Below are 17,656 nucleotides of genomic sequence, written 5' to 3' on the forward strand. Positions count from 1 at the left end.
CTGGGCACGTGCCAAAGTGGATGCCATGACGTCAACCAGCATGCAGGACACGGGAATTGACGAGACCGAGGCGCTGGCGGTCGATGCCCTGCGTTGGATGCTCGCCGCCGCGCGGGACACCGGGGGTGGCGGGCTCGGCTGGCCCGAAAAACCCTCCGATGACGAGTCCGAGAGCATGTTCTACTGCGGTACCGCCGGGGTCGTACCGGCGCTTCTGGAGGGGTGGCGGCACTTCGGGGACGAGTCGTTCGCGGATGCCGCCGTGCGTGCGGCTCGCAGTCTCGCGGATGCCGTCGAGGGCTGCGAGGACAGTTCCCTGTACTTCGGGCTCACCGGAATGGCCCTCGCCCTGCGGACCGTTCACGAAGAACTCGGCGACACGGCCTCCGGCGCCGCCGCCGACCGGGCCATGGAAGTCGTGCGGTCGCGTTGCGACGGGACCCGCTGGGGCGAGCTGTTCGAGCTGATGGGCGGGAACGCCGGGATCGGGCTCGGTGCGCTGCGCCTCGGCGACAAGGAGTTGGCCGTACTCGCCCTTGAGCCCTATCTGCGGAACTCCGAGAAGGTCCCGTCGGGCGTGCACTGGGAGTTCCGTACCGGCAGGGAGGGACGTATGCACCACCTCTCGCACGGCACGCTCGGGATCGTGTACGCGCTGGCCACCGTCGGCACCGCGACGGGACGCACGGACCTCGTCGAGCTGGCCCGAGCCGGTGCCGCGGGCGTCGTGGCGCGGGACGAGGACGGCCCCGAGGGGTTCCTGGTCGCGCACTCCGACCCGGCGCATCGGCCCGACCGGGTCGAGCGCTACAGCTACGGCTGGTGTCATGGGCCCGCCGGTGACGCCCAGGTCTTCCGGCAGCTGAGAGACGTGCTCTCCGAAGAAGCGGCCGCCTGGTCGGCCCTGGCCGACCGCTGCTGGCACACCGTCACCCACTCCGGCCTGCCCGCCCGACTGCGCCCCGGCTTCTGGGACAACAACGCCCGCTGCTGCGGCACCGCAGGGGTCCTCGCCCTGGCCTGCGACCGCATCGCCGAACAGGACGACGGCCACGACTTCGCCCGGGTCCTGGTCGCGGACCTCACCAACCGCGCGATCCGAGACGCCGACGGCGCCCGCTGGTCCAACTTCGAGCACAAGACCACCCCGAGCGACCTCGAACCCCACACGGGTTGGGCGATGGGCAACGCGGGCATCGCCCGGGAACTGATGCGCTACGTCCGACTGGTCCGCGGAGGCAACCCGGACTACGCGTTCCACTGGCCCGACCAGCCGGCCGTACGCCGAAGTGCCCTCAGGCCAACGACCGGATCCGCCCCGCCGGCTCCGTCGCAAGCCGGCGCCGGTACCGGATGCCAGGGCGTCCATCGAGCGTGATGTCCCCCACCGGGGTGAACCCGTTCCGTGCGAGCACGGTCATAGACCCAGGGTTGTCGAGGGTGGTGCGCGCCCTGAGTGCGGAGAGCCGGTAGGTCGCGGCGGCGAGGCGGCACGCCTCTGCGACCGCGGCGGTCGCGACGCCCCGGCCCGTGGCGCGCTCGGCGATCCTGTAGCCGAGTTCGGCGCCTTCCTCGTCGATGTCGACGAGGTTGACGCGGCCGATCAGGTCCCCGTCCTCGTCGAGTACGACATGGAAGTGGCATTCCCCGGCGTCCTGCTCGGCGAGGCGGGCGAGGTGGCGGGAGGCGAACTCGGCGAAGAACGCGTCACCCCGATCCGGCACGGACCGCGCGAAGTACTCCCGGTTCTCCTGCTCGAAAGCCAGCAGAGCAGGCGCGTGGTCGGGGCGGAGCCGCTCGAGCCTCAACATGCGCGGCAGCATACGCAACGGTGATCGCGTCCGGGCGTCAGGCGTCAGGCCACCGACCCGATCCGCCCCGCCGGCTCCGGCTCCGGCTCCGGCTCCGGCACGGTAGACGGCACGTCGTGATGGATCGGCGTGTGCGCCCCGGTCAGTGAAACCCCGCTTCCTCCACGCCGATTCGCGACGATCTCCGACGCGATCGACAGCGCCGTCTCCTCGGGTGTACGGGCGCCGAGGTCGAGGCCGATCGGTGAGTGCAGCCTCGCCAACTCCAGCTCCGTCACGCCGACTTCACGTAGGCGTGCGTTGCGGTCGAGGTGGGTGCGGCGGGAGCCCATCGCGCCTACGTACGCGACCGGTAGTCGTAGCGCCAGCCGCAGCAGGGGTACGTCGAACTTGGCGTCGTGGGTCAGGACGCACAGGACCGTGCGGGCGTCCACCGGCGTTCGCTCCAGGTAGCGGTGCGGCCAGTCGACCACGACCTCGTCCGCGTCCGGGAAGCGGGCCGCCGTCGCGAAGACGGGACGGGCGTCGCACACCGTCACGTGGTAGCCGAGGAACTTGCCGATGCGCACCAGCGCCGACGCGAAGTCGATCGCGCCGAAGACGAGCATCCGGGGCGGCGGCACCGATGACTCGACCAGAATCGTGAGCGGTGCTCCGCAACGAGAGCCCTGCTCTCCGATCTCCAGGGTGCCGGTGCGTCCCGCGTCCAGGAAAGCACCCGCCTCCGCCGCCACCGTACGGTCCAGCTCGGGATGGGCGCCGAATCCGCCCTCGTACGAGCCCGACGTACTCGACGTGCCGGACGAGCCCTCGGATCGTACGAGCAGCGCGCGCCCCAGCAGCTCCCCCGGCCCGGAGACGACGCGCGCCACCGCCGCCGCCTCCCCGCCGGCCGCGGCGGACAGCGCCGACGCGTACACCTCGCGATCCGGCGCCGAGGCGCGTACAGGCGTCACCAGGATGTCGATGATGCCGCCGCACGTGAGCCCCACCGCGAAGGCGTCCTCGTCGCTGTACCCGAAGCGCTCCAGAGCCGGGGCCGACTCCCCGTCCGCCAGCGCCTGTTGGCACAGCTCGTACACCGCCCCCTCCACGCAGCCCCCGGAGACCGAACCGATCACCGCCCCCTCGGAGTCCACCGCGAGGGCGGCCCCGGGCCCCCGCGGAGCACTGCCGCTGACCGCCACCACCGTGGCCACGGCGAAGTCGCGGCCCTGCTCGACCCACCGGTGCAACTCTTCGGCGATGTCCAGCATGTCTCCGTCTCCTCTCGCCTCCCCACCCGGAGGGTCACATGCCGGTGAGGTGCTCCGGCCGTACCGGCGTCCTGTTCAGCTCCAGCCCCGTCGCATGCCGAATTGCCGCCAGTACGGCCGGAGTTGAGGAGAGCGTCGGAGCCTCTCCCACACCCCGCAGCCCGTACGGCGCATGCGCGTCAGCCAGTTCGAGCACGTCGACGGGCATCGTCGGAGTGTCGAGGATCGTCGGGATCAGGTAGTCCGTGAAGGACGGATTCCTGACCTTCGCCGTCTTCGGGTCGACGAGGATCTCCTCCATCACCGCCATGCCCAGGCCCTGCGTCGTACCGCCCTGGATCTGGCCGACGACCGACAGCGGGTTGAGGGCCTTGCCGACGTCCTGAGCGCAGGCCAGCTCGATCACCTTCACCAGCCCCAGCTCGGTGTCGACCTCGACCACGGCCCGGTGCGCGGCGAACGAATACTGCACGTGTCCGAAGCCCTGCCCGGTATGCCGGTCGAACGGCTCGGTCGGCCGGTGCCGCCATTCCTCCTCGACCTCGACCGCCTCGTCCTCGAGTACGTCAGCCAGGTCGGCCAGCACCTCACCGGCGTCGGTGACGACCTTGCCGCCCTCCAGCAGCAGTTCGGCGGTGGCCCAAGCGGGGTGGTACGTACCGAACTTACGGCGCCCGATCTCCAACACCCGCTCGCGGACCAGTTCGCAGGCGTTCTTGACGGCGCCGCCAGTGACGTACGTCTGACGTGACGCCGACGTCGAACCCGCGGAACCCACCTGTGTGTCGGCCGGCTGGATCGCCACCTGCGTGACCCCCAACTCCGTGCGGGCGATCTGCGCATGGACGGTGACGCCCCCCTGGCCGACCTCCGCCATCGCCGTATGGACGGTTACGACTGGCTCTCCACCCACAACTTCCATGCGAACACGAGCAGTTGAGTAGTCGTCGAAGCCCTCGGAGAAGCCGACGTTCTTGATGCCGACCGCGTACCCGACACCCCGTACGACGCCTTCGCCGTGCGTGGTGTTGGACAGGCCGCCCGGCAGCTGGCGTACGTCGGCGCCCTCGGAGCTCTCCCACTGGCGCTCCGGTGGCAGGGGCATCGCCTTGACGCGGCGCAGGAGTTCGGCGACCGGGGCGGGCGAGTCGACGGGCTGGCCGGTCGGCATGATCGTGCCCTGTTCCATGGCGTTGAGCCGGCGGAACTCGACCCGGTCCATGCCCATTTTGTCGGCGAGCTTGTCCATCTGCGCCTCGTACGCGAAGCAGGCCTGCACCGCGCCGAAGCCGCGCATGGCGCCGCAGGGCGGGTTGTTGGTGTAGAGGGCGAGGGCTTCGATGTCGACGCTGTCGATGACGTACGGGCCCGCGCCGAGGGAGGCCGCGTTGCCGACGACGGCGGGTGAGGCCGAGGCGTACGCGCCGCCGTCCAGGACGATGCGGGCCTTCAGGTGCGTCAACTTGCCGTCCTTCGTTGCCCCGTGCTCGTAGAAGAGCTTCGCAGGGTGGCGGTGGACGTGGCCGAAGAAGGACTCGAACCGGTTGTAGACGATCTTCACCGGCTTGCCCGTGCGCAGCGCCAGCAGGCAGGCGTGGATCTGCATCGACAGGTCCTCGCGCCCGCCGAACGCGCCGCCGACGCCGGACAGCGTCATCCGCACCTTCTCCTCGGGCAGGCCGAGGACCGGGGCGATCTGGCGGAGGTCGGAGTGCAGCCACTGGGTGGCGATGTAGAGGTCGACGCCGCCGTCCTCCGCGGGGACCGCGAGCCCCGACTCCGGGCCGAGGAAGGCCTGGTCCTGCATGCCGAAGGTGTACTCGCCTGTGACGACGAAGTCGGCGCGGCGGCGGGCCTCCTCGACGTCTCCGCGGATGATCGGCTGGCGGTGCAGGATGTTGGGGTGCGACACGTGCGGGAAGTAGTGATCGTCGCGGTTCTCGTGGATCAGTGGCGCGTCGGGGGCGGTTGCGGTCAACTCGTCGGTGACGACTGGTAGTTCGCGGTACTCGACCTTGATCTTCGCGGCGGCGCGGCGTGCGGTCTCGGGGTGGTCGGCGGCGACGATCGCGACGGGCTCGCCGTGGTGGCGTACGCGACCGTGGGCCAGTACGGGTGTGTCCGGGAACTCCAGTCCGTAGTGCCGTACGTCGGTCGGCAGGTCGTCGTACGTCATGACGGCGTACACGCCGGGCTGCGCGAGGGCCTCGCTCGTGTCGATCGACACGATCTCCGCGTGGGCCACCGGAGAGCGCAGGATCTGGCCCCACAGCATGTCCTCGTGCCACATGTCGGAGGAGTACGCGAACTCGCCGGTGACCTTCAGCGTGCCGTCCGGGCGGAGCGTGGACTCGCCGATCCCGCCCTTGGTCCGCGAGCCCTGGGTGACCTTGGTAGGAGTGCCGAGGGGAGCGTTGGTGCCTGCCATGCTCACACCGCCTCCGACTGCCGGGCGGCCGCGAGGCGAACCGCGTTCATGATCGTCTCGTAGCCGGTGCAGCGGCAGAGGTTGCCCGACAGGGCCTCGCGGATGTCCTCGTCGGTTGGAGTCGGGTTGCGCTCCAGCATCTCGTCGGCGGCGACCAGCAGTCCGGGGGTGCAGAAGCCGCACTGGACCGCGCCCGCATCGATGAACGCCTGCTGGACCGGGGAGAGTTGGGTGCCCTCGCCGGTCTGGGAGTCGGTGCCGTGCGCGGCCCACCGTTGGGCCTCGTCGAGGGACGTACCGCAGGAACCGGACGCGCATCCGGCGTCACGCTGCCGCGCGTGCTCCGCCAGCCCCTCCACCGTGACGACCTCGCGCCCCTCCACCTGCCCCGCCGCGACCAGACACGAGCACACCGGTACGCCGTCGAGCCGGACCGTGCACGAGCCGCACTCCCCCTGCTCACAGGCGTTCTTGGCACCCGGCAGCCCCAGCCGCTCCCTCAGCACATACAGCAGGGACTCGCCCTCCCATACGTCGTCGGCTTCCTGTGGGCGGCCGTTGACCGTGAAATTGACGCGCATTACGCGACTCCCTCCGTGTGGGCGGCGGCGCCGCGGTACGACTCCCAGGTCCAGGTCAGCGTCCGGCGGGCCATGATGCCCACCGCGTGGCGGCGGTAGCTCGCGGTGCCCCGGACGTCGTCGATCGGGTTGCAGGCGGCGGCGCACAGGTCCGCGAACTGCTTGGCGACCGATGGGGTGATGATCTTGCCGTTGTCCCAGAAGCCGCCCTCTTCGAGCGCCGCGTTCAGGAACTCCTCGGCCGTCCTGGCCCGGACGGGCGTGGGCGCGGCCGAGCCGATACCGGTGCGGACCGTGCGCGACGACGGATGCAGGGCCAGGCCGAAGGCGCAGACCGCGATCACCATCGCGTTCCGCGTGCCGACCTTCGAGAACTGCTGCGGCCCGTCGGCCTTCTTGATGTGTACGGCCCTGATCAGCTCGTCGGCGGCGAGCGCGTTGCGCTTCACGCCGGTGTAGAAGTCGTCGATCGGGATGCGACGGGAGCCTCGTACGGACTCGACCTCGACCTCGGCGCCCGCCGCGAGGAGCGCGGGATGGGCGTCCCCGGCCGGGGAGGCAGTGCCGAGGTTGCCGCCGACGCCGCCGCGGTTGCGGATCTGCGGGGAGGCCACGGTGTGCGAGGCGAGGGCGAGGCCGGGCAGTTCGGGCCGCAGGTGCTCCATGATCTTGGTGTACGGGACCGAGGCGCCGAGTCGCACGCTGTCCTCGCCGACCTCCCATTCGTAGAGATCGCCGATGCGGTTGAGGTCCAGGAGGTACTCGGGCCGGCGGTGATCGAAGTTGATCTCGACCATCACATCGGTGCCGCCCGCAATCGGCACGGCGGTGGGGTGCTCGGCCTTCGCGGCGAGCGCCTCCTCCCAGCTGCCGGGGCGAAGGAAGTCCATGAGGGGCTCTCTCTTCGTATCGTGGGGCGTTCCGTTTGAGCCAGACCGGGGACGGCGACGGTATCGGCTCGATCAGGAGCTGTTCACAGCGATCGAAGCCAGTACACCTCGGGGTCCCTCACCTGGGTCAGTCACGGAAACCATGAAGGAGTCGGCTGGCCAGGGCGACGCTCTTGTAGATTCGTCTGAACGGGGGACGCCGGCAACCTCATCGTTTTCCTCGGGAAACATCGAACGCGGTCCCCCGGGAACCAAAGATTTCCAGACAAGGAACGGCGGCGACGAGAATGCGGCTGCGCGCACTGCTGGACACCGACGCGCTGGGCCTCAGGCTGCTCGGCGGCGAGGACGAGCTGGACCGCACCGTGCGCGGGGTGATGACCACGGATCTGCGCGACCCCAGCCGCTATCTCTCGGGTGGTGAACTGGTCCTCACGGGTCTCGCGTGGCGGCGCAGCGCGGCGGACTCCGAGCCCTTCGTACGGATCCTCGTGGCCGCCGGGGTCGCGGCCCTGGCCGCCGGTGAGGCCGAGCTGGGCGACATCCCCGACGATCTGGTGCTGGCCTGCGCCCGGCACCGGCTGCCGCTGTTCGCCGTCGACGAGTCGGTGGCCTTCGCGACGATCACCGAGCATGTCGTACGGCAGGTCTCGGGCGAACGGGCCGGGGATCTGGCGGCCGTGGTGGACCGGCACCGGCGGATGATGACCTCCGGCCCGGCGGGCGGCGGCCCGGACGTGGTCCTGGATCTGCTCGGCTCGGATCTGGATCTACGGGCCTGGGTACTGTCTCCCGCCGGGCGCGCGATAGCGGGCGCGAACCTCGCGGGGGCCCGGCCTCCCGCCGACATCCGCGCCCAGCTTGCCGCCGAGCACCTGGCGGCGGTGCGCACGGGGCGGCGTGGGCCGTACCGCGTGTCGGTGCGCGGCACGACGTACTCCCTCTTCCCGATCCTCAGCAGCGGCAGAGGCGCGGCGGCCTCCCGCGACGTACGCGAGACGGTCCTGTCGGACTGGCTGCTCGCGGTGGAGGCGGACGCCGGGGACTGGCCGGAGGAGCGGCTCGACCTGCTCCACGGGGTGACGCAGCTGATCGCGGTGGAGCGGGACCGGCGAGACGCGGCGCGTACGGTGCGGCGCCGACTCGCCCAGGAAGTACTGGAGTTGGTGCAGAGCGGGGCGGCGCCCGCGGAGATCGCGGCGCGGCTGCGGGTCGCCGCGCCCGTGCTGCTGCCGGGGCTCGGTGCGGCCCCGCACTGGCAGGTCGTGGTGGCGCGTGTCGAGTGGGACGGCGGGGAGATCGAGGGCGGTCCGGTGGCACAGTCGCTGCTTGAGGAGATCCTCGTCGATCCGCTGTCGGCCGGGCCCGAGCCGTCCGACCGGATCGCGGTGGCCCATACGGGCGAGGAGGCGATCGCGCTCGTACCGCTGCCGGCGGTGGCCTCGGAGCACGACGGCTTGGAGTCGGGCCTGCTCGCCGACACGCTGCTGGCAGCCGTCCGCGGCCCGCTGTCGGCGGGCCTGAACGACGATGGCCGACTCACGCTCGGCGTCAGCGCGGCCGTGCACTCGGCGGAGGGCCTGCGGGGCGCGCTGGAGGAGGCCCGGCACGCTCGCCGGGTCGCCGCCGCCCGCCCCGGCCGGGTGTGCGCGGCGGGGCATCACGAGCTGGCCTCGCACGTGCTGCTCCTGCCGTTCGTGCCGGACGACGTACGCCGCGCCTTCACGGCTCGCCTCCTCGATCCCCTACGGGACTACGACCGCCGCCATCGCGCCGAACTGATCCCCACCCTCGAGGCGTTCCTCGACTGCGACGGCTCCTGGACGCGCTGCGCGAGCCGTCTGCATCTGCACGTCAACACATTGCGCTACCGGGTGGGCCGAATCGAGCAGTTGACGAGCCGCGACCTGTCACGACTCGAGGACAAGCTGGACTTCTTCCTGGCGTTGCGGATGAGCTGAGGTCACAGGGATGTGGATCTGGAGGCACGAAGTGCCACTCCTTCTCTAATGACTTTGTGAAATCCTTCACCCACCCCCTTGGCCAGGCAACCCGATTCATGCTGAGATGCGGCCACCACTCAACAGCTCAATGGTGTGCTCGGGGAGGGCAACGTGGCGTATCCCGCCATGTCTGGTTACGGAACGGCTGCAGGGGACGATCCACTCCAGACCGCGGTATGGCGGCTGCGTTCGCGCGCCTGCTGGGCCGACGCAGCCGCGCTCCTCGAACCCGTCACGGCGAGCGCCGCGCTCCAACGGGCGTCGCTCCTGGTCGAACGGTGCCTCTACACCGAGCAGGGCTGGGCGGAGGCCGAGGACGCGCTGCGTACGGCGGAGGCGCTGGCACGGAGTGACGAGGAGCGGGGGGCGGCGGCCTGCGAGCGCGGGCAGCTCGCGTACGCGGCCACGTTGCTCGCGGTGCGGGACCGTGCGGACGAGGCGCGGGCCGCGCTCGGCCGGGCCGCCGCGCTGATCGCGCCGAGCGCTCCGGGACGCGCCCTGCTCGACTTCCGCCGCGGGCTCCTCGCCGAGAACCTCGCCCACTCCCCGCAGGCGGCCCGCGCCGCATACCGCCGCGCCCACGCCGGCGCAACCGCCCAGGGCGACGCTCTGCTGCTCTCCTTCACCTGGCGCCACCTGGCCGGACTCGCCCTTCGCGAAGGCGAGTTGGCAGAGGCCCGCCACGGCTTCAGCGAATCGCTGCGGATCCGCGAGGAGTTGGGCTACTTGGTGGGCACAGCGCCCGCACTGGCCTCCCTCGCCGACGCCGAGACCGAGCCGGACGCGTCCCGGCTACGGGCGGAGGCGGCACGGCTGTTCCGGCTCCTGGGTGGCGTACCGACGTGGCTGGCACCAAGGTTGGCTCCGCCGGCGGGGGCGGCGTGAGGGTGTATTGGTTGGCTCTGCTGGCGGGCGCGGGGTGAGGGGGCCGCGATTGGCTCCGTCGGCGGGCGCGCGGCGTGACGTGCCGCGCTGGGCGGCCTGTGAAGTCCGCGCGGCACCGCGCCCCCGAAGGAGGCCGCAGGCCTCTTAAGGGGCGCGGGGAACTGCGCGACCAGCCACAACGAACCCGCAGCCGAATCACTGCACCTCCAGCGGAGCGCTCACGCCCCGGCGAAGTGATCCCGCACAAGGGCCTGCGTCGCCGCCAGGTCCTGGTTGCTCAACGCGTCCAGGAGCGCAGTGTGTTCGGCCGCGTGCGCGGCCAGCGCCGCGCGACGCCGGGAGGCGGGCCCGGTGACGGACGGCCACTGGGCGCGCCGGTGCAGGTCGTCGGCCATCCGTACGAGCTGCTCGTTGCCCGAGAGAGCCAGCACCGCGCGGTGGAAGGCGCGGTCGGACTCGACGTACGTCGCCCGGCAGCCGGAGGCCGCCGCCCGCACCGTCGCCTCGGCGAGCGGGCGCAACTCTGCCCAGCGCTCGGCGGGCACGTTACGGGCCAGCCGCAGCATCACGGGCGCCTCGAGCAGCACCCGGATCTCGACCAGCTCGGCCAGCTCCCGCGCCCCACGCTCGACGACCCGGAACCCCCGGTTCGGCACCACCTCAACAGCCCCCTCGACCGCGAGCTGCTGCATGGCTTCCCGCACGGGAGTCGCCGACACCCCGAAGCGCTCGCCGAGCACGGGCGCGGAGTAGACCTCGCCGGGCTCGAGTTCTCCGCCCGCAAGGGCGACCCGGAGGGCGTCCAGGATCTGCCCCCGGACGGAGGCCCGCTGGACGACGGGCCGGGGGACCGCCGACTGGCGGGCCCGCGCGGGCCCGCCTGGATCGGCGGGGGCAGCTCCGCCCGGGTCGGGGTCGGCCAGGGCTGCCCCGCCCGCCGCACCGGCCTGCGGGCGCCCGTGCGCCGCGCGCGGCCCCGGGATCGGAGTCTCGCTGTGCGTGTGCTCACCCCGGGCGGAGTCCGAGTGCTCGGCAACGGCCGGCGCCGTACCACTCCCGGCACCCGCCTCGGCGCGGCGGCCCGCGGCGCCGCCCGTACGCTCCCGGTCCGCAGCCCCCGTACCCCCCGCCCCCTGCTGCTGGGGCACCCTGGCCGCCCCCGCCTCCTGCCGCGAAGGCACCCGAGCCGCCCCCGTCGCCGAGCGAGCGTCCGGCTCAGAGCGAGACCCCGACCTCGCGCGGGCGTCCGACTCGGAGCGAACCCCCGACGTCGCGCGGGCGCCCGGCTCAGAGCGAGCTCCCGTCGGCGAGCCGTCGTCCGACTCGGAGCGAGCGTCCGGCCCGGAGCGAACCCCCGTCGCCGAGCCGGCGTCCGACCCGGACCGAGCCCCCGACGCCGAGCGAGCGTCCGGCTCAGACCGAGCCCGCGTCGACCTACCCCCCGTATCCCCCGTACTCCCGGCGGAGCCGTCACTCGGGCCGGCAAGGTTCACGGGGGCCTCCTCCGGGTTGGCGGTACTTGTGGCTATTGCGGGTGATGTGGTCGTAAGCCAGCACGATAGGCGGAACGGACGGCAGTTCAAACCTCGACCACATCGGATAAGGTAAGCCTTACCTGGCAGCCGAACGTGATGGGTGGTCCGTACATGGTCGTCACGGAGGCGTACGACCGCTTGACCGAGGCCTATCCCTACCTGGGCATTACGGAGCTCGGTCCCGAGGAGGAGGCCCCGCGGGGCGGCGGTTGGTTCGCCGTCGACCAGCTCGCGGCGGGCGGACCCGATCTCGACGCGTTCCTCGCATGGGACGGCGCACAGGTGCTCAAGGACTACGGACAGCAGGCCCGCCCCGACGTCATCGCCAGCTTCGGCCTGCACCGGTACGCCTGGCCGGCCTGCCTCCTCTTCACGGTGCCGTGGTTCCTGCTGCGCCGCGTGCCCCGTATCCCCACGGAGAACGTCTCCTACCAGCGCGAGCTCGGCCGTATGACGGTACGGGTCGCCGAATTCGCCTGCCTGCCGGACGACCCGGCGGCCACGCTGCCCGGCGCCCGTGTCGTACCGGACGAGGAGGCCCTGCGCGAGGAGGTACGGGCGGCCGTCGCCGAGCACCTGGAGCCGGTACTCGGCGGCTTCGGCCCCCGGATGCGCCGCCGCGGCCGCGCCCTGTGGGGCACGGTGACCGACGACCTGGTCGAGAGCCTCCACTACATCGGCCAGCAACTCGGCGAGGAGCAGCGGGTGATGGCCGAGCTGGAGCGACTGCTCCCGGGCACGACCCGCCCGTACGTCGGCACCCCCGCGTTCCGCCAACTGACCGGCCCCTGCGGCGAATCGCTGCCCACCCGCGACCGCGCCAGCTGCTGCTTCTTCTACACCATCGAGCCCGAGGACACCTGCGCCAACTGCCCGCGCAACAGCGACAAGCTCCGCATCGAGAAGCTGACCGCGCAAGCGGCCGGTTGAGCCCTGGGGCTGAAAACAGCCCCCGTCGGCCCCCCGTCACGCCCCCATCGGCCCCCGTCGGGCCCCCGGCTGGTTACAGGCGATTCACAACTTCCTCACTTGCCGCAGGAACTATCCGTCGAACCACCGTTACGGGTAGTCTTATTCGTACTCAACTCCTGTCCCTCGACTGGCAGTTCGAGCAGAACGTCGCCCTGCGCATCCCCTTGCACTCCCTTGGCGGCCTCTTGCGCCGAAACCCCCTGAGGGCCGACGGGATTGGGCCACTATGGCGGGCGTTACGCCCTATCCCAATGCAAGGGACCCCAGATGAGACTGACCGACATATCGCTTAACTGGCTGCTTCCGGGCGCCGTACTGCTCCTGGGCATGCTGGCGGCGGTTGCGGTGCTCGCGCGCGGCAAGCGCGCCGGGGAGAAAGCAGCGGAAGCCGACGACTCTTGGGAGCGCAGCGAAGAGCGACGCAGGCGCAAGGAGGCCATCTACGGCACCGCCTCCTATGTGCTGCTGTTCTGCTGCGCCGCGGTCGCCGCAGCGCTCTCCTTCCATGGACTGGTCGGCTTCGGTGAGCAGAACCTGAATCTCTCCGGCGGCTGGCAGTACCTCGTTCCGTTCGGCCTGGACGGCGCCGCGATGTTCTGCTCGGTGCTCGCGGTACGCGAGGCCAGCCACGGCGACGCGGCCCTCGGTTCTCGCATACTTGTGTGGACGTTCGCGGCCGCCGCCGCCTGGTTCAACTGGGTGCACGCACCCCGGGGCGCCGGGCACGCGGGCGCTCCGCACTTCTTCGCCGGCATGTCGCTGTCGGCGGCGGTGCTGTTCGACCGGGCTCTGAAGCAGACCCGCCGGGCGGCGCTGCGCGAGCAGGGCCTGGTGCCCCGCCCGTTGCCGCAGATCCGTATCGTCCGCTGGCTGCGGGCTCCCCGTGAGACGTACGGCGCCTGGTCGCTGATGCTTCTCGAGGGTGTGCGCAGCCTGGACGAGGCGGTCGAGGAAGTGCGCGAGGACAAGCGGCAGAAGGAGCAGAACCGGCAGCGCCGGCGCGACCAGGAGCGCCTGGACCGGGCCCGTATCAAGGCGCTCACCCGCGGCCACCGCGGACTGATCGGGCGCGGCGGCAGGCAGGTCGAGGTGCAGGCGGTGCAGGCCCCCGCGGCCCCGGCTCAGGTGGCCGCGGAGCCTGCCATATCGACGCCGGAACCGCTGCCCATGCGCGCCCCCCGTCCCTCCCTCGCGGCCGTTAAGAGCGGAAGCGGCGCCGAGCCGCTGACCGTCGACCTCACAGCCGAGGACGACACGATGGCTCTGCCGCGGCTCGACTCCTTGGAGCGCAAGCTCAAGGACCTGGAGCAGCAGTTCGGCTGAGGACAGATGCCGGTGCTGATCTGACGCTCCCTGAGGCTTCCCCCACCTTGTGGCCTTACTTTCTGCGGCGGCGTGGCCTGAACTAGGCCGCGCCGCCGTTCAGTTCGAACCACACCGACTTGCCCACGCCGTGCGCCCGTACGCCCCACTCGTCCGCGAGTGACTCTACGAGCACCAGTCCGCGTCCATGCGTGCCCTCGTCGGCGTTCGTCTGCCCGTTGGTCTGCCGCAGACTCGGCTTGCGGCCCAGGAAGTCCCTTACCTCCACCCGGAGTCCACGCGGGCCGACCGTGGCCGTGAGCACCGCGTCGGTGTCGGTGTGGACGAGGGCGTTGGTGACGAGTTCGCTGGTCAGAAGTTCCGCCGTCTCGGACCTGCCGGGCCTCCCCCAGTGCGAGAGCAACTCCCGTAGCGCTCTGCGCACTTCGGGCACCGCCCGCAGATCGGCCCGCCGCAGTCTGCGCCTCAGCTGCGGACCGCGCTGGCCCTTCACACCGTTTCCCGAATCCTTCGCTGCCTTCACCGTCTTCGCCGAGAAGGCCCCGACTACCACGGGACCGCCCCCTCGTACCTGCCTCTTCATGACCCCCGCCCGCACGCCGACGTCGCCCCCTGTTGCCCGAATGGTGTTCGAACACTTACACGGGATGCATGCCCAGCCGGGCACGAGCCAGTCATGTCGAATGGTCAACTACCTGCGATACGGCCACGGGTTCCCCGTACGAGAGAGGAAATTCCGGCAGAAGTCAGCCACAACCCGTCCACTCCGCGCGCAGGCGTCACGCCTCCCAGACCGCCGCCGCCGTGCGGTCGTCGGCGTACCCCTTGACCCTCACCTGGACGTCGGCGAGGAAGGCCGCCATGCCGGGTGGCGCCGTGTCGGCCCAGCGGTCCGTCAGGTGGTGGGCGAGTTCGGGTTCGCCGCGCAGTGGTTCGGCCAGGCCGCCCGTACACAGGAGCAGTGTGTCGCCGGGGCGGGCGACGGAGGCGCGGAAACGGAAGGGCGGGCGGGGCGGTTGAGGGGCGGGTTCGTACGGGCTCGGGGGTGTCGCAATGCCGAGGTCCATGGTCAGCCGGTCGCCCTCGGGCGTCTCGGAGGGCGGCGAGCCGAAGCCGACCACGGCCTCGCCGGTGGTCTCGGCGACCCGCGGCTCGATGTCCTGGAGTTCGCCGTCACGCAGCCGGAACAGACCGCCCTCGCCGACGCCGAAGAAGACGCGCGTACGGCACTCGGGGTCGGCCGGAAGCAGCAGACAGCGCAGGCTCGCCGTGTACTCCTCCGGGTCGACGCCCTGCTCGGCGGCGGTGGCCCGGAGTTTGCCGAGGCTGCGGTCGGTGAGCCGGTGCAGCCCGGACTTGAGGTCGCCCCGCCGGGCCGCCCTGATGTCCTCGACGAGCCGCGCATGACTGCGGCCCACGGCCCGCCCGATCCACTGGCAGGCCTCTGCGGCGGCCAGATGCGCGCCGGGCGTGGCCCGCGCTCCGGTCGCCATGGCCACCAGTACCAGCGCCTGCTCCCCCGTCCCGAACCGCGCGGTCAGCAACGAGTCCCGCCGCGGCTCACCCCGGTACCGCGCGGAGTCCCCGCGCACAGAAGCGGCCCGCAGCGTGCAGGCCCCGTAGTGCGCCCCGTCCAGCACGGTGTCGGCGACCAGGTCGTCGAGATCGTCGGGGTCCGCGGGCGGCAGGGCGGTGGGTTCGGAGTCGTAGGTGGGCGGGCCGGAGCCTACGTAGTCGATGGTGGGCGGGGTGGAGGGGCGAGGGGCGTACGGGGTGTCCGAGGAGGGTGCTGACGGGGCGTCGGGCGTGGGATCCGACGGGGTTTGCGGCGGGGTGTCAGCCGGGACGGCTGACGGAGCGCCTGAAGGTGCGCGCGACGGGGCGCCTGAAGGGGCGTCAATCAAGGTGGCGGGGCCGCCGGTCGGCGCCTCCGCCCGCTCATCCCCATATCCGTATGACGCATCGGCAGGCGGATCGGCTCGATCAGCCCCAGTCTCGTACGAGGCATCGGCGGGCGTATCGACCCGGTCGGCCGCATTCCCGTACGAGGCGCCCGCGGGCGCATCGGTCCGGTCGGCCCCATTGCCGTACGAGGCATCCGTGGGCGTATCAACCCGCTCGGCCCCAATCCCGTACGAGGCATCCGCGGGCGCATCGGCCCGCCCCGCCCCGGCGGAGGCGGAAGCGACCGGCGCCGCCCCCGGCGTCTCGGTGGACGTATCGCTGCTGGACGCCTCCGTGCGGAATCCCGGCGGCTTGGGACCCGGTGGAGTCCGCCTGGGGGCCGGCGGGAAGGAGGCCGGCCCCGGCGGTTCAGGGGGTGGCGCCTCCCAGGGCGCCCGCTGCCGCTGAAGCCCGCTGCGCCGCAAGGCGTCGGCGCCCGGCGGCATCGAGGGCTCCGCCGCCGAAGGCTGCGGCATCGAGGAGGGCGGCCCGGAGGCCGACGGTTTCGCGGGGGTGCCCCCGCCGGGCGGACCCTGTGGCGGAACAACTCCGACCGTTCCCGCCGCCGAGGCGAACCGGTCGTCGAGGGAGTCGGCCGCGGCCGCCGGCCCCGTGTCCTCGGTGGAGTCGTCGTACAACTGCCGCCACCAGTCGTCCTCATGACCGGTCGGCGTCTCCCCCTGCTGGCTCATGCCCCTAATTGTCCACCGGACGGGCCGGTTGAAAACGGTGCATCCGGAAAAACCGGCCAGTGCCTCCGATGCCGAACGGCAGCTGGTCCCCCGGTGACGCAACGGTGCCAGGGTGACGTAACCGTGGCAGAGAGGCGGGTGGTACGGGAATGATGTGCCGCGGCACGTTTGCGCCGTGGCACTTTCCCGCCACGGCCGGTCAACGAGGGAGGGGCGTCGCCGAATGCTGGGAGCGATCGGTCTGGACGAGACGCATGAGTCGGCGTACCGGGCGCTGGTGTCCGTGGGCGCCGCCGACGTACCGGACCTCGCGCGGCGGCTCACGCTCGGCGAGTACGACACGGAGCGGGCGCTGCGTCGGCTCGAACGGCACGGTCTGGCGGCCAAGTCCTCGGCCCGGCCGGGGCGTTGGGTGGCGGCGCCGCCTGGGGTCGCTCTCGGCGCGCTGCTCACCCAGCGGCGTCAGGAACTGGAGAAGGCGGAGCTGGCGGCGGCGCGGCTCGCCGAGGAGTACCGCGCGCAGGCCGCCGAGCCCGCCGGGCACGACCTGGTCGAGGTGGTGACGGGCGCGGCGGCCGTCTCGCAGCGGCTGCTGCAACTCCGGCTCGCTGCACGCGAGGAGGTGTGCGCGCTGGTCACCGCCGACGCGTACGCGGTCACCGGGTCCGAGGACGACGCGAAGGAGAAGCCCGCCGGCCGCCGGGTGGTCGTCGAACGGGCCGTGCTGCACCGCCCCACCGGCATAGCCGAACTGTCCGAGGCGCTCGGCCGCGACGAACAGATACGGGTCGTGGACAAGGTGCCCACCCACCTCGTGATCGCCGACCGCACGCTCGCCATGGTGCCGCTGACCCCGGGCGCCCTCGAACCCGCCGCGCTCGTGGTGCACGCGAGCGGACTGCTCGCCTCACTCTCGGCGCTGTTCGAGTCGGTATGGCGGGACGCGCTCCCACTACGCCTCGGCGCGACCGGCACGCCTGCTGAAGAGGAGCCGGACGGCCCGGACACCGCCGACCTGGAGATCCTCTCCCTACTCCTCGCCGGCCTGACCGACGCGAGCGTAGCCAAGCAACTCGACCTGGGCCTGCGGACCGTACAGCGCAGAGTGAAACGCCTCATGGAACTGACGGGCGTGACGACGCGGCTCCAATTGGGGTGGCAGGCGTACGAGCGGGGTTGGGTGGTTCGGGAGCGCTAGCGCTCCGCTGGGAGGGCCGTTCGACTCTGCGGGTCCGTTGTGGCTGGTCGCGCCCCGCGGCGGAGCCGCATGTGTCACAGCCCCGCGCCCCTTTGGGGCGCGGCCGAACCACGTCGGTCGGCACGCACACCCAACACA

At 71.8% G+C, this 17,656-nt stretch carries 14 protein-coding genes; 6 read left to right on the plus strand and 8 right to left on the minus strand.

Features of this window, described 5'->3' with window-relative positions:
* The first annotated feature begins 25 nt into the window (after positions 1-25).
* Positions 26-1,378, plus strand: coding sequence for a lanthionine synthetase LanC family protein (locus tag ACQEVY_RS09720; protein ID WP_432946857.1), 1,353 nt, complete (start codon positions 26-28; stop codon positions 1,376-1,378).
* Here the strand turns inward: ACQEVY_RS09720 and ACQEVY_RS09725 are convergent.
* From ACQEVY_RS09725 to ACQEVY_RS09745, 5 genes are read right to left on the minus strand one after another with little or no spacing between them, the layout of a single operon-like run.
* Positions 1,296-1,811 (minus strand): GNAT family N-acetyltransferase, encoded by a 516-nt coding sequence (locus ACQEVY_RS09725; RefSeq protein ID WP_432946859.1) that lies wholly within the window; start codon positions 1,809-1,811, stop codon positions 1,296-1,298. The two genes, ACQEVY_RS09720 and ACQEVY_RS09725, sit on opposite strands and share 83 nt — an antisense overlap.
* A 44-nt stretch (positions 1,812-1,855) precedes the next feature.
* Complete coding sequence (locus ACQEVY_RS09730; protein WP_432946861.1) at positions 1,856-3,067, minus strand: XdhC family protein; 1,212 nt, start codon at positions 3,065-3,067, stop codon at positions 1,856-1,858.
* A gap of 34 nt (positions 3,068-3,101) precedes the next feature.
* Positions 3,102-5,495 (minus strand): xanthine dehydrogenase subunit D, encoded by a 2,394-nt coding sequence (gene pucD, locus ACQEVY_RS09735; RefSeq protein WP_432946863.1) that lies wholly within the window; start codon positions 5,493-5,495, stop codon positions 3,102-3,104.
* Positions 5,496-5,497: 2 nt separating this feature from the next.
* Entirely contained in the window at positions 5,498-6,076 is a 579-nt protein-coding gene (locus ACQEVY_RS09740) for a (2Fe-2S)-binding protein (RefSeq protein ID WP_432946865.1), read from the minus strand.
* Complete coding sequence (locus tag ACQEVY_RS09745) at positions 6,076-6,966, minus strand: FAD binding domain-containing protein (protein WP_432946867.1); 891 nt, start codon at positions 6,964-6,966, stop codon at positions 6,076-6,078. The genes ACQEVY_RS09740 and ACQEVY_RS09745 overlap by 1 nt, the downstream gene beginning before the upstream one ends.
* A gap of 287 nt (positions 6,967-7,253) precedes the next feature.
* Here ACQEVY_RS09745 and ACQEVY_RS09750 point away from each other — a divergent pair, with 287 nt between their 5' ends.
* Both ACQEVY_RS09750 and ACQEVY_RS09755 read left to right on the plus strand, forming a co-directional pair.
* The gene (locus ACQEVY_RS09750) at positions 7,254-8,927 is read left to right on the plus strand and encodes a PucR family transcriptional regulator (protein WP_432946869.1); all 1,674 of its coding nucleotides are present in this window, start codon (positions 7,254-7,256) and stop codon (positions 8,925-8,927) included.
* A 153-nt stretch (positions 8,928-9,080) separates the two neighbouring features.
* Positions 9,081-9,854 carry a hypothetical protein gene (locus ACQEVY_RS09755; RefSeq protein WP_432946871.1) on the plus strand — a complete coding sequence of 258 codons (774 nt, stop codon included), beginning with the start codon at positions 9,081-9,083 and terminating at the stop codon, positions 9,852-9,854.
* A 218-nt stretch (positions 9,855-10,072) separates the two neighbouring features.
* Here ACQEVY_RS09755 and ACQEVY_RS09760 read toward each other — a convergent pair whose 3' ends face one another.
* Positions 10,073-11,035: a GntR family transcriptional regulator gene (locus ACQEVY_RS09760; RefSeq protein ID WP_432946873.1), complete on the minus strand. Its 963-nt coding sequence runs from the start codon at positions 11,033-11,035 to the stop codon at positions 10,073-10,075.
* 450 nt (positions 11,036-11,485) lie between these two features.
* On the opposite strand from ACQEVY_RS09760, the gene ACQEVY_RS09765 reads away from it, so the two are divergent.
* The gene (locus ACQEVY_RS09765; RefSeq protein WP_432946875.1) at positions 11,486-12,319 is read left to right on the plus strand and encodes a (2Fe-2S)-binding protein; all 834 of its coding nucleotides are present in this window, start codon (positions 11,486-11,488) and stop codon (positions 12,317-12,319) included.
* Positions 12,320-12,628: 309 nt separating this feature from the next.
* Positions 12,629-13,684, plus strand: a complete 1,056-nt coding sequence (locus ACQEVY_RS09770; RefSeq protein WP_328767824.1) for a DUF2637 domain-containing protein — start codon at positions 12,629-12,631, stop codon at positions 13,682-13,684.
* A gap of 82 nt (positions 13,685-13,766) precedes the next feature.
* On the opposite strand, the gene ACQEVY_RS09775 is transcribed toward ACQEVY_RS09770, so the two are convergent.
* Entirely contained in the window at positions 13,767-14,237 is a 471-nt protein-coding gene (locus tag ACQEVY_RS09775) for an ATP-binding protein (protein ID WP_432946877.1), read from the minus strand.
* A 226-nt stretch (positions 14,238-14,463) separates the two neighbouring features.
* Positions 14,464-16,320 carry a protein phosphatase 2C domain-containing protein gene (locus tag ACQEVY_RS09780; RefSeq protein WP_432946879.1) on the minus strand — a complete coding sequence of 619 codons (1,857 nt, stop codon included), beginning with the start codon at positions 16,318-16,320 and terminating at the stop codon, positions 14,464-14,466.
* A 223-nt stretch (positions 16,321-16,543) separates the two neighbouring features.
* Here ACQEVY_RS09780 and ACQEVY_RS09785 point away from each other — a divergent pair, with 223 nt between their 5' ends.
* Entirely contained in the window at positions 16,544-17,518 is a 975-nt protein-coding gene (locus ACQEVY_RS09785) for a helix-turn-helix domain-containing protein (protein ID WP_432946881.1), read from the plus strand.
* Positions 17,519-17,656: the final 138 nt, after the last annotated feature.

Source organism: Streptomyces sp. CA-288835, assembly GCF_050936385.1.
GTDB lineage: Bacteria > Actinomycetota > Actinomycetes > Streptomycetales > Streptomycetaceae > Streptomyces.

Coding starts and splice junctions, on each gene's coding strand:
- ACQEVY_RS09720 (WP_432946857.1), top strand. CDS start 26: ATGACGTCAACCAGCATGCAGGACACGGGAATTGACGAGACCGAGGCG.
- ACQEVY_RS09725 (WP_432946859.1), bottom strand. CDS start 1,811: ATGTTGAGGCTCGAGCGGCTCCGCCCCGACCACGCGCCTGCTCTGCTG.
- ACQEVY_RS09730 (WP_432946861.1), bottom strand. CDS start 3,067: ATGCTGGACATCGCCGAAGAGTTGCACCGGTGGGTCGAGCAGGGCCGC.
- pucD (WP_432946863.1), bottom strand. CDS start 5,495: ATGGCAGGCACCAACGCTCCCCTCGGCACTCCTACCAAGGTCACCCAG.
- ACQEVY_RS09740 (WP_432946865.1), bottom strand. CDS start 6,076: ATGCGCGTCAATTTCACGGTCAACGGCCGCCCACAGGAAGCCGACGAC.
- ACQEVY_RS09745 (WP_432946867.1), bottom strand. CDS start 6,966: ATGGACTTCCTTCGCCCCGGCAGCTGGGAGGAGGCGCTCGCCGCGAAG.
- ACQEVY_RS09750 (WP_432946869.1), top strand. CDS start 7,254: ATGCGGCTGCGCGCACTGCTGGACACCGACGCGCTGGGCCTCAGGCTG.
- ACQEVY_RS09765 (WP_432946875.1), top strand. CDS start 11,486: ATGGGTGGTCCGTACATGGTCGTCACGGAGGCGTACGACCGCTTGACC.
- ACQEVY_RS09770 (WP_328767824.1), top strand. CDS start 12,629: ATGAGACTGACCGACATATCGCTTAACTGGCTGCTTCCGGGCGCCGTA.
- ACQEVY_RS09780 (WP_432946879.1), bottom strand. CDS start 16,320: ATGAGCCAGCAGGGGGAGACGCCGACCGGTCATGAGGACGACTGGTGG.
- ACQEVY_RS09785 (WP_432946881.1), top strand. CDS start 16,544: ATGCTGGGAGCGATCGGTCTGGACGAGACGCATGAGTCGGCGTACCGG.